This window comes from Micromonospora sp. KLBMP9576 (genome assembly GCF_050941805.1).
Classification (GTDB): domain Bacteria; phylum Actinomycetota; class Actinomycetes; order Mycobacteriales; family Micromonosporaceae; genus Micromonospora.
The window spans coordinates 3900435-3912269 of the sequence record NZ_CP194567.1 but is presented as its reverse complement, the minus strand read 5'-3'; the positions used below and the strand labels follow the sequence as shown (position 1 = coordinate 3912269).

Annotated in this window: 9 protein-coding genes; 8 read left to right on the top strand and 1 reads right to left on the bottom strand. The window is 72.7% G+C overall.

The features are described from left to right. Positions 1 to 51: 51 nt before the first annotated feature. Entirely contained in the window at positions 52 to 1071 is a 1020-nt protein-coding gene (locus tag ACQ452_RS17230; RefSeq protein WP_433385685.1) for a LacI family DNA-binding transcriptional regulator, read from the bottom strand. 439 nt (positions 1072 to 1510) lie between these two features. On the opposite strand from ACQ452_RS17230, the gene ACQ452_RS17225 reads away from it, so the two are divergent. The 8 genes from ACQ452_RS17225 to ACQ452_RS17190 all read left to right on the top strand — a co-directional run bounded on the left by ACQ452_RS17225 (position 1511) and on the right by ACQ452_RS17190 (position 11832). After that, complete coding sequence (locus tag ACQ452_RS17225) at positions 1511 to 3034, top strand: sugar ABC transporter ATP-binding protein (RefSeq protein WP_433385682.1); 1524 nt, start codon at positions 1511 to 1513, stop codon at positions 3032 to 3034. Then, positions 3031 to 4092: an ABC transporter permease gene (locus ACQ452_RS17220; protein WP_433385679.1), complete on the top strand. Its 1062-nt coding sequence runs from the start codon at positions 3031 to 3033 to the stop codon at positions 4090 to 4092. Before ACQ452_RS17225 ends, ACQ452_RS17220 begins: the two co-directional genes overlap by 4 nt. After that, positions 4082 to 5173 carry an ABC transporter permease gene (locus tag ACQ452_RS17215; protein ID WP_433385676.1) on the top strand — a complete coding sequence of 364 codons (1092 nt, stop codon included), beginning with the start codon at positions 4082 to 4084 and terminating at the stop codon, positions 5171 to 5173. Before ACQ452_RS17220 ends, ACQ452_RS17215 begins: the two co-directional genes overlap by 11 nt. Before the next feature lie 2 nt (positions 5174 to 5175). Beyond that, on the top strand, positions 5176 to 6258 hold the full coding sequence (gene rhaS, locus ACQ452_RS17210) for a rhamnose ABC transporter substrate-binding protein (protein WP_433385673.1): 1083 nt from the start codon (positions 5176 to 5178) through the stop codon (positions 6256 to 6258). 68 nt (positions 6259 to 6326) lie between these two features. After that, on the top strand, positions 6327 to 7508 hold the full coding sequence (gene rhaI / locus ACQ452_RS17205) for an L-rhamnose isomerase (RefSeq protein ID WP_433385670.1): 1182 nt from the start codon (positions 6327 to 6329) through the stop codon (positions 7506 to 7508). Positions 7509 to 7543: 35 nt separating this feature from the next. Beyond that, positions 7544 to 9577: a bifunctional aldolase/short-chain dehydrogenase gene (locus tag ACQ452_RS17200; protein ID WP_433394195.1), complete on the top strand. Its 2034-nt coding sequence runs from the start codon at positions 7544 to 7546 to the stop codon at positions 9575 to 9577. 30 nt (positions 9578 to 9607) lie between these two features. Continuing rightward, on the top strand, positions 9608 to 11059 hold the full coding sequence (locus ACQ452_RS17195; protein ID WP_433385667.1) for a rhamnulokinase: 1452 nt from the start codon (positions 9608 to 9610) through the stop codon (positions 11057 to 11059). Continuing rightward, positions 11050 to 11832 (top strand): (Fe-S)-binding protein, encoded by a 783-nt coding sequence (locus ACQ452_RS17190; RefSeq protein ID WP_433385664.1) that lies wholly within the window; start codon positions 11050 to 11052, stop codon positions 11830 to 11832. Before ACQ452_RS17195 ends, ACQ452_RS17190 begins: the two co-directional genes overlap by 10 nt. Positions 11833 to 11835: the final 3 nt, after the last annotated feature.

Sequence of the window (11835 nt, the reverse complement as noted above, 5' to 3'; positions counted from 1 at the left end):
AGGGGCCGGGCGGGCGACCGTCCGGCCCCTCGTCGCCGGGAGGCCGGTCGGTCAGCGCCGGGTCTGGTCGCTGGAGCGGCGGACGACCAGTTCCGGCTGGAACACCACGTGCCGGTGCTCGTGCGTGTCGCCGGCGTCGGCCTCCTCCAGCAGCAGCTTCGCCGCGGTGCGGCCGAGCTGGTCGCGGGGCTGGCGCACGGACGACAGCGGCACCGCGGCCGCGCCGGCGAACTCGATGTCGTCGTAGCCGACGATCGCCACGTCCGCCGGTACGCGCAGCCCGCGCGCCGTCAACTCCTGCAGGACGCCGAGGGCGATCAGGTCGTTGGCGCAGAAGACGGCGGTGGGGCGCTGCCGGGCGGGCAGCGCCAGCAGTTCCCCGGCGGCGCGCCGGCCGGCGGCGACGGTCAGGCCGGTGGTCACCGCCACCCGGAGGTCACCGCCGCCCCGTTCCTCCAGCGCCGCGGCGGCACCGGCGTGCCGATCGGCGACCTGGGGGATGGAGAGCGGGCCACCGAGGTAGGCGATGCGGTGGTGACCCTGGTCCAGCAGGTGGTCCATGGCGAGCCGGCCGCCGAGGACGTCGTCGACCGCCACCGAGCAGCGGTTGACCCGGCCCGTGCCCCGGTCCACCAGCACCACGGGAATGCCGCGGTCGATGAGCCTGTCCAGGTCGGGCTGGGGGCCGTGGTCGACCGGGGTGACGAGCACGCCGCGGACCCGCTGCTCCTCCAGCAGCTCCAGGTGGCGGCGCTCGCGCGCGCCGTTCCCGCCGCTGTTGCAGACCACGAGCATGGCGCCGGCGTCCTCGATCACCTGTTCCGCGCCGCGCACGACGTCGGTGAAGAACGGGTTGGCCACGTCCAGGACGACGATGGCGACCGTACGGCTGTGCCCGGCGCGCAGTTGCCGCGCGGAGTCGTTGCGGACGTAGCCGAGCGTGGTGATGGCGTCGAGCACCCGCTGGCGGGTGGCGGGGGCGACCATGTCGGGCCGGTTGAGCACGTTGCTCACCGTGCCGAGGGAGACGCCCGCGTGCCGGGCGACCTCCTTGATGTTCGCCGCTGCCATGGCCCCCTCGACGTTTCGTGCGACGGTCGCTTCCCCGCGCCCGGCGCGGTGCTCCCGTCGAGCCCGATACGCGGGGCGCGGGACGCTCGACCGGGCGCCCCCGGCAGTGTATAGCTGCTAAAACGTTTCATCCAGCCGATCAGTGCGCGCCTCGGCCACCGGCCCTGGCTTCGCGCCGGTCCCGGCCCCGGTGCGGCCCCGCCACTGGCCGCGGTGGTCTGGTTGCAAGATCGGTTGACGAATAGCCGGGCCGCGAGGCCCTGCCGGACCGGTGGCACGTCAACTGGTCACGGTCGGTGGTGCGCGGCGGCCGGGGCCCGCGCGGGACGCGGGATCGCATCGGTAACAGGTGAGAAATCGCGGCGGAACCCTTGACGCTCACGAAGGCCTGCCCCTACCGTCCATGCACGACTCATGAAACGATTCAGGAGGGGGTCGGATGGCCGCCGACGCACCGGGCACGCACGGCGCTCCGCTGCTGGCCCTCGACGGCGTGACGAAGTCCTTCGGGGCCGTCGCCGCGCTGCGCGGGGTGCGCCTGGCCCTGCACACCGGCGAGGCGCACGCCCTGGTCGGCGAGAACGGGGCGGGCAAGTCCACCCTGGTGAAGATCCTGGCCGGGGCCCACGCACCGGACTCCGGTGAGCTGACCCTGGACGGGCGACCGCTGCGGCTGCGCGGCCCCGCCGACGCCCGGGCCGCCGGCATCGCGGTCATCTACCAGGAGCCGACGCTCTTTCCGGACCTGTCCGTGGCGGAGAACATCTTCATGGGCCGGCAACCGCTGCGCGGCCTGCGACGCATCGACACCGCCACCATGAACCGCGACGCCGAAGGGCTGTTCCAGCGGCTGGGGGTCCGCATCGACCCGACCCGCCCCGCCCGTGGGCTCTCGATCGCCGACCAGCAGCTCGTCGAGATCGCCAAGGCGATCTCCTTCGACGCGCGCGTCCTGGTCATGGACGAGCCGACCGCCGCGCTCTCCGGTGTGGAGGTCGAGCGGCTCTTCGCGGTCGCCCGCTCACTCTGCGAGCGGGGTGCGGCCGTGCTGTTCATCTCGCACCGGTTCAACGAGGTCTTCGACCTGTGCCACCGGGTCACCGTGCTGCGCGACGGCGCCTGGGTCTCCAGCGACCGGGCCGACGACCTCACGGTCGACGAGGTGGTGCGGCGCATGGTGGGCCGCGACGTCTCCGCGCTCTACCCCAAGCGGCCCGCCGAGCTGCGGGAGACCCTGCTCGAGGTCCGTGGGCTGACCCGGGCCGGCGTCTTCGCCGACGTGTCGTTCTCGGTGCGGGGCGGGGAGATCGTCTCGCTCGCCGGGCTGGTCGGCGCCGGTCGCAGCGAGGTCGCCCGCGCCGTCTTCGGCGTCGACCGCTACGACGCGGGCGAGGTGCTGGTGGCCGGCCGGGCCGTCCCGGGGGGCAACCCGGGCCGCGCGATCGCCGCCGGCATGGCGCTGGTCCCCGAGGACCGGCGGCAGCAGGGGCTGGTCATGGAGCTGTCAGTGGAGCGCAACGCCACCCTGGCCCGCCGCCGGGCACTGAGCCGGCTGGGTCTGCTGCTGGGCGGGGCGGAGCGCGCCGAGGCCCGCCGCTGGACGCGGCGACTACAGGTGAAGGCCTCCCGGCTGGGCGCGCCCGTGGCGACCCTCTCCGGCGGCAACCAGCAGAAGGTCGTACTCGCCAAGTGGCTCGCCACCGAACCACGGGTCCTGATCATCGACGAGCCGACGCGCGGCATCGACGTCGGCACCAAGTCCGAGGTGCACCGGTTGCTCTCTGAGCTGGCCGGTGAGGGCCTGGCCATCCTCATGATCAGCAGCGAACTCCCCGAGGTGCTCGGCATGGCCGACCGGGTCCTGGTCATGCACGAGGGGCGGCTGGTCCGCGAGCTGTCCCGGGCCGAGGCGGACGAGACCGCCATCATGTTCGCCGCCACCGGCCAGGAAGCGATCGCATGAGCCGCACCGACGCCGACGCGCCCGGGCGGGCGCCCGCGACGGCACCGACCGAACCCGGCGGGCGCCGCCGTGGCCTCCTCGAGCGGCTGCTCGCCGTACGCGAGCTGAGCCTGCTGATCGCGCTCGGCCTGCTGGTCGCCGTGACCACCGTGCGCAACGACCGGTTCCTCAGCGGCCAGAGCGTCAAGGACCTGCTGCTGGGCTGCGCGATCCTGGTGATCCTGGCGGTCGGCCAGACCCTGGTCATCGTCACCCGCAACGTCGACCTCTCCGTCGGCTCGATCCTGGGCCTGGTCGCCTTCGCCACCGGCTCGCTGTTCCTCTCCGCACCCGGCACCCCGTGGCCCGTGGCGCTCGTGCTGGGTGTCGCGCTGGGCGCCCTGTGCGGGGCCGTCAACGGCGGCCTGATCGCGGTGGCCCGGGTGCCCGCCCTGGTCATCACCCTGGGCACCCTGTACGCCTTCCGAGGCGTCGACTACTACTGGGCGTCCGGCCGGCAGATCAACGCCGCCGACATGCCCCCGTCGTTCCTGCGACTGGGCAACCAGACGGTGCTCGGTGTGCCCGTGCTGTTCCTCGTCGCGCTCGTCGTCGTCGCCGCCGTCGGTTTCTACCTGCGCTCGTACCGCAGCGGCCGGGAGCTGTACGCGATCGGCTCCGAACCGGCCGCCGCCCGGCTCTCCGGCATCCCGGTCGGGCGGCGGGTCTTCGCCGTGTTCGTCGCCAACGGCGCCCTCGCCGGCCTCGCCGGCGTGCTGTACGCGGCCCGGTTCGGCACCCTCGACGCCGCCGCCGGCACCGGGCTGGAACTCCAGGTCGTTGCCGCGGCCGTGGTCGGCGGCGTGGCGATCTTCGGGGGCAGCGGCAGCGCCTGGGGCGCGGCGCTCGGCGCCGTGCTGCTGACCACGATCGGCAGCTCGCTCGCCGTCCTGCGCATCGACCCGTTCTGGCAGCAGGCCGCGGTCGGCGCACTCATCCTCGCCGCCATCGGGCTGGACCGGCTCCTGGCCCTGCGCGCGGCGGCCCGGCTCCGAGGGAGAAGCGCACATGGCGCATGACAGCCTGTACGCGGCGCCACCCGTCGCCGAGGCCGAGACCGGCCCGGGCCGCCTCGCCAACCTGCGCGGGCTGCTCGGTTCCTGGGACGCGGTGATCGTCGCCGCCCTCGTGGCGGTCGTGCTGGTCGCCAGCCTGGCCGTGGAGAACTTCGCCACCGGCCGCAACGCCCAGTTCCTGCTGCTCGATCTGGTGCCGATGGCGCTCATCGCGCTGCCGATGACCCTCATCGTGATCACCGGCGAGATCGACCTCTCGGTGGCCAGCATGGTCGGCCTGTGCAGCACCCTGATGGGGCAGCTCTGGCTCTCCAGTGGGCTCTCCCTGGAGCTGATCTGCGTCCTCGTGGTGGTGCTCGGCGCCGTGCTCGGCGCGGTGAACGGGCTCTTCGTCACCGGCTTCGGCCTGCCGTCGCTGGCGGTGACCATCGGCACGCTCGCCCTCTACCGGGGGCTGTCCTTCGTGGTGCTCGGCGACCAGGCGGTGGCGGACTTCCCGGCCGACTGGACCGCCGCCGTGGTGCGGAACATCCCCGGCACCCCGATCCCGGTCATGGTGGTCCCGCTGCTGCTGCTCGCGGTGATCTTCGGGGTCGTGCTGCACGCCACCGGGGCCGGTCGGGCGCTCTACGCCATGGGCAACAACGACCAGGCCGCGACCTTCACCGGCGTCTCGGTGGCCCGGACGAAGTTCTGGCTCTTCGTGGCCTCCGGTGCGGTGTGCGGGCTGGTCGGCATCTTCTGGACCCTGCGGTACGCCAGCGCCCGCGGCGACAACGCCACCGGGCTGGAACTGACAGTGGTGACCGCCGTGCTGCTCGGCGGCGTCTCGATCTTCGGCGGTCGGGGTGCGCTGCTCGGTGTGCTGGCCGGCGTCCTGCTCCTCGGTGTGCTGCGCAACTCGCTGCAACTCGCCGACGTCGACGCCAACGCGCTGACGATCGTGACCGGCACCCTGCTCATCGCGTCCGTCGTGCTGCCCAACGCCGTCGCGGACCTCCGCGCCCGGCTGCACCGCCGACGACAGCGGTACCGGCGTCGCTCAGTGACGTCCCCCGCGTCTCAACCACCCCCGGAAGGATGACGATGTCCGCGTACCGCAGAGGCCTCCGTGTCGGGGCCACCAGCCTCGCCGTCGCCGCACTGCTGCTCAGCGCCGCCTGCGGCGGCACCACCCGGGACGACGCCGGCGACGACGCCGGCGCCGGTGACCAGGCGAGCGGCGCCGCCAACCCCGATGCCGCCCTGAAGGAAGGGCTCAAGATCGCCTTCCTGCCCAAGGCGCTGAACAACCCCTACTTCACCGTCTCCGACAACGGCGGCAAGGAGGCGGTCACCGAGATCAAGGGCGAGTTCAAGGAGGTCGGCCCCTCCGAGGCCAGCGCCTCGTCCCAGGTCAGCTACATCAACACCCTGTCGCAGCAGGGCATGGACGTGATCGTCACCTCGGCCAACGACCCGAACGCGATCTGCGGTGCCCTGAACCAGGCGAAGGCGGCCGGCGCGAAGATCGTCACCTTCGACTCCGACACCAAGCCGGAGTGCCGCCAGATCTTCGTCAACCAGGTGACCGCCGAGGGCATCGCGGAGAACCAGGTCAAGCTCATCTCGCAGCAGATCGGCGGAGAGGGCGAGATCGCCATCCTCTCCGCGACCGCCAACGCGACCAACCAGAACGCCTGGATCGCGCTGATGAAGGAGCAGCTCAAGAAGCCCGAGTACAGCAAGATCAAGCTGGTCACCGTGGCGTACGGCAACGACGACGACCAGAAGTCGTTCCAGGAGACCCAGGGTCTGCTCCAGTCGTACCCCAACCTCAAGGGCATCGTCTCGCCCACCACTGTCGGCGTCGCGGCGGCCGGGCGCTACCTCAGCGGCTCCCAGTACAAGGGCAAGGTCAAGCTGACCGGGCTGGGCACCCCGAACCAGATGCGGCAGTACGTCAAGGACGGCACCGTCGACGCGTTCGCCCTGTGGAGCCCGGCCGACCTCGGCTACCTCGCGGCGTACGCCGGAGCGGCACTGGCCTCCGGCCAGATCACCGGCGCCGAGGGCGACAAGTTCAAGGCCGGCAAGCTCGGCGAGTACACCGTCGGCAAGGACGGGGTGGTCGTCCTCGGCCCGCCCACCGTCTTCGACAAGAACAACATCGACCAGTTCCAGTTCTGACCGCCCTCCCGGTCGGTGCCGGCGCGCGTCGCGCCGCACCGGCCGGGGGAGCCGACGGGAGAAACACCATGACGCAGCCCGACGCGCAGACCCTCGAGCGGGTCACGCGAGCCCTGCGCGGCCAGCGCATCGAGACCCCGTCCTGGGCGTACGCCAACTCCGGAACCCGGTTCAAGGTGTTCCCGCAGGAGGGTGTGCCACGCAATCCGTACGAGAAGATCGCCGACGCGGCGGTCGTGCACCAGCTCACCGGCATCGCGCCGACGGTGGCCCTGCACATCCCGTGGGACCGCGTCGCCGACTACGCCGACCTGGCCGCCTATGCCCGGGACCAGGGAGTCGGCCTGGGTGTGATCAACGCCAACGTCTTCCAGGACGACGACTACAAGCTGGGCAGCGTCACCAACCCGGATCCGAGCGTGCGCCGCAAGGCGGTGGACCACCTGCTCGAGTGTGTGGACATCATGGACCGCACCGGCTCGCGTGATCTGAAGCTCTGGTTCTCCGACGGCACGAACTACCCCGGCCAGGACGACATCCGCGCCCGGCAGGACCGGCTCGCGGTGGCCCTGCGGGAGGTCTACGACCGGCTCGGTGAGCACCAGCGGATGCTGCTGGAGTACAAGCTGTTCGAGCCGGCCTTCTACGCCACGGACGTGCCGGACTGGGGCACCGCGTACGCGCACTGCCTGGAGCTGGGCCGCAAGGCGCAGGTGGTCATCGACACGGGACACCACGCGCCGGGCACGAACATCGAGTTCATCGTGGCGATCCTGCTGCGCGCCGGCAAGCTCGGCGCCTTCGACTTCAACTCACGCTTCTACGCCGACGACGACCTGATGGTCGGCTCCGCCGACCCGTTCCAACTGTTCCGGATCATGCACGAGATCGTCCGCGGTGACGCGTTGGCACCGGAGGCCGGCATCGCGTTCATGCTCGACCAGTGCCACAACATCGAGCCGAAGATCCCGGCCATCATCCGCTCCGTGCTCAACGTGCAGGAGGCGACGGCCAAGGCACTGCTCGTCGACGCGGACGCGCTCGCCGCCGCGCAGCGGGCCGGCGACGTGCTGGCCGCCAACGCCGCGCTGATGGACGCGTACAACACCGACGTCCGGCCGTTGCTCGCCGAACTCCGTACGGACCTGGGCCTGGACCCGGATCCGATGGCCGCGTACGCCCGCTCCGGGTACTTCGACAAGATCCGGGCCGAACGCGCCGACGGCCAGCAGGCCGGCTGGGGCGCCTGAGCACCACCGAGAACCAGACTGAGGACGTGAAGACGATGCAACCCGAGGTTCAGGCGCTGATCGCGCGCAGCAACCGGCTCGGTGCCGACCCGACGACGACGAACTACGCGGGGGGCAACACCTCCGCCAAGGGTTCGGACACCGACCCCGTCACCGGCGGCCCCGTCGAGCTGCTCTGGGTCAAGGGCTCCGGCGGCGACCTCGGCACCCTCACCCCCTCGGGTCTGGCCGCGTTGCGGCTGGACCGGCTCCGCGCCCTCGTCGACGTCTATCCCGGCGTCGAGCGCGAGGACGAGATGGTCGCCGCGTTCGACTACTGCCTGCACGGTCGGGGCGGGGCCGCGCCGTCCATCGACACCGCGATGCATGCGCTCGTCGACGCCGCCCACGTCGACCACCTGCACCCCGACGCCGGCATCGCGATCGCCGCCGCCGCCGACGGACCGGAGCTGACCAAGGAGATCTTCGGCGACCGGGTGCTGTGGGTCGGTTGGCGGCGGCCCGGCTTCCAGCTCGGCCTGGACATCGCCGCCGTGGCGCGGGCGAACCCGCAGGCGATCGGCGTGATCCTCGGCGGGCACGGCGTCACCGCGTGGGGCGCGAGCGCCGACGAGTGCGAACGCCACTCGCTGGAGATCATCCGCTCGGCGCAGGCGTTCCTCGACGAGCGGGGCAGGGCGGAGCCGTTCGGCCCCGTCGTCAGCGGCTACGAGCCGCTGCCGGCCGACGAGCGGCGGAGCCGGGCGGCGGCGCTGTTCCCGGTGCTGCGTGGCCTCGCGTCCACCGACCGACCGCAGGTGGGTCACTTCACCGACAGCGACGTGGTGCTCGACTTCGTCGCGCGGGAGAAGCACCCCGCGCTCGCCGCCCTCGGCACCTCCTGCCCGGACCACTTCCTGCGCACCAAGGTCCGCCCGATGGTGCTCGACCTGCCGCCCAGCGCCCCGCTCGACGACGTGACCACCCGGCTCAGGGAGCTGCACGCCTCCTACCGGGACGACTACCGTGCCTACTACGAGCGACACGCCGGCCCGGACAGCCCACCGATGCGCGGCGCCGATCCGGCCGTCGTCCTGGTGCCGGGCGTGGGCATGTTCAGCTTCGGGCCCGACAAGCAGACCGCCCGCGTCGCCGGTGAGTTCTACGTCAACGCCGTCAATGTCATGCGCGGCGCGGAATCGGTGTCGAGGTACGCCCCGATCGACGAGGCCGAGAAGTTCCGGATCGAATACTGGGCCCTGGAGGAGGCGAAGCTCCAGCGCAGGCCGAAGCCGAAGCCCCTCGCCACCCGGATCGCCTTCGTCACCGGCGGTGGGTCCGGCATCGGCCGGGCGATCGCCCACCGGCTCGCCGCTGAGGGCGCCTGCGTCGTGGTCGCCGACCGCGACGCGCAGGCCGCCGCCGCCGTCGCCGCCCAGATCGGCACCACCGACGTGGCGGTCGCCGTCACCGCCGACGTCAGCGACGGTGCCGCCGTGGCCGCCGCCCTGCGCGCCGCGGTGCTCGCCTTCGGCGGTGTGGACCTGGTCGTGAACAACGCCGGGCTGTCACTGTCGAAGTCGCTGCTGGAGACGACCGAGGCGGACTGGGACGTCCAGCACGACGTGATGGCCAAGGGCTCCTTCCTCGTCTCGCGGGAGGCCGTGCGGGTGCTGCTGGCGCAGGGGATGGGTGGGGACATCGTCTACATCTCCAGCAAGAACTCCCTCTTCGCCGGCCCGAACAACGTGGCGTACGGCGCGGCCAAGGCCGACCAGGCGCACCAGGTCCGGCTGCTCGCCGCCGAACTGGGCGGCCACGGCATCCGGGTCAACGGCGTCAACCCGGACGGGGTGGTCCGGGGTTCCGGCATCTTCGCCGGCGGCTGGGGTGCCCGGCGGGCCGCCGTCTACGGCGTGCCGGAGGAGAAGCTAGGGGAGTTCTACGCCCAGCGCACGCTGCTCAAGCGCGAGGTGCTGCCGGAGCACGTGGCCAACGCCGTGTTCGTGCTGACCGGCGGCGAGCTGTCGCACACGACGGGGCTGCACGTGCCGGTGGACGCGGGCGTCGCCGCGGCCTTCCTCCGCTGAGCACGGCCGACCGACGATGAGGAGGACCTGGTGAGCGGGGCCGCGCACCTCGCCGCCGTGGACCTCGGCGCGTCCAGCGGCCGGGTCATGCTGGCCCGCGTCGAGCCGGGGCGACTGGAGCTGGCGCAGGCGCACCGGTTCGGCAACGAACCGGTGCGGGTGGCGGGCACCCTGCACTGGGACGTCCTGGCGCTGTACCGGGGCGTCCTCGACGGCCTGCGCGCCGCCGGCCCGGTCGCCAGCATCGGCATCGACACCTGGGCGGTGGACTACGGGCTGCTCGACGCGACGGGCGCGCTGCTCGGCAACCCGGTGCACTACCGCGACGGGCGTACCGACGGCGTCGGCGACCGGGTCGCCGAGCGACTGGGCCGCCAGCGGCTGTACGCCACGACCGGGGTGCAGCACCTGCCGTTCAACACCCTCTACCAGCTCGCCGCCGCCGCCGGCACGCCGCAACTGGACCTGGCGCACCGGCTGCTGCTGATCCCGGACCTCATCGCGTACTGGCTCACCGGCGAGATCGGCGCGGAGAGCACCAACGCCTCCACCACCCAGCTCTACGACCTGCGTCGCCGCGCGTGGGCGACCGACCTGATGGTCGATGCCGGAATCCGCCCCGAGTTGTTCGCGCCGCTGCGCGAGCCGGGCACCCGGATCGGCCCGGTCCGGCCCGAGCTGGGCCTGCCCGGCGAGCCCGCCGTGGTGGCGGTGGGGTCCCACGACACCGCCTCCGCCGTGGTGGGCGTGCCGGCGCAGGGCGAGCACTTCGCCTACATCTCCTGCGGCACCTGGTCGCTCGTCGGTGTCGAACTCGCCGCACCGGTGCTCAGCGAGGCGAGCCGGCGGGCGAACTTCACCAACGAGTCCGGCGTCGACGGCACGATCCGCTACCTGCGCAACGTGATGGGCCTGTGGCCACTGCAGGAGTCGTTGCGCACGTGGGGCACCGACGACCTGGCCACCCTGCTGCGCCACGCCGCCCGGGAGCCGGCCTTCCGCTCGGTCGTGGACCTGGACGACCCCGTGTTCCTGCCCCCCGGCGACCTGCCCGCGCGCATCGCGGACGCCTGCCGCCGTACCGGCGAGCCGGTGCCGGACACCCCCGCGGCCACGGTGCGGTGCATCCTCGACAGCCTCGCGTTGGCGCACCGGCGCGCGGTGCGACAGGCGCAGCTGCTGGCCGGCCGGCACGTCGACGCCGTGCATGTCGTCGGCGGCGGCGCCCGCAACGAACTCCTGTGCCAGCTCACCGCCGACGCCTGCGGCCTGCCGGTGCTCGCCGGGCCGGTCGAGGCCACCGCGTTGGGTAACGTTCTGGTGCAGGCCCGCGCCCTCGGTGTCGTCGGCGGCGACCTGCCGGCGCTGCGGGCCGTGCTGCGCGGGACCCAGCGGATCGTGCGCTACGAGCCACGGGGGGCCGAGACGGCGTGGCGGGCCGCCGACCGGCGGCTCGGACGGGAGGACCGAGGATGCGGATAGCCCTTTTCGTCACCTGCCTGGCCGACACCCTGTTCCCCGAGGCGGCCAAGGCGACGGTGCGGCTGCTGGAACGGCTCGGCCACGAGGTCGTCTTTCCGCGCGACCAGACCTGCTGCGGGCAGATGCACATCAACACCGGCTACCCGGACGAGGCGCTGCCGCTGGTGCGCCGGCACGTGCGGACCTTCGCACCGTACGACGTGGTGGTCGCCCCCTCCGGCTCGTGCGTCGGCGCCGTGCGCCACCAGCACGCGGCGGTGGCCCGTTCCGCCGGCGACGAGCGGCTGGCCAGCCGGGCCGACGAGGTCGCCCGGCGCACGTACGAGCTGTCGGAGCTGCTCGTCGACGTGCTCGGGGTGACCGACGTCGGCGCCTTCTATCCGCACCGGGTGACCTACCACCCGACCTGTCACTCGCTGCGGATGATCCGGGTGGGGGACAAGCCGCTGCGGCTGCTGCGGCAGGTCCGCGGCCTGGACCTGGTGGAGCTGCCGCAGGCCGAGGAGTGCTGCGGCTTCGGCGGCACGTTCGCCCTGAAGAACGCGGACACCTCGACGGCGATGCTGGCCGACAAGATGCGCCACGTGCTGGGCACCCGGGCCGACGTCTGCACCGCCGGCGACGCCTCCTGCCTGATGCACATCGGCGGCGGGCTGTCCCGCCTGCGGGCCGGGGTACGCACGGTGCACCTCGCGGAGATCCTGGCCAGCACCGAGCCGACCGGGGAACCGGTCGGGCCGGCACCGCGGCGGAGCGGTCGGGTGCGGGCGTGACGC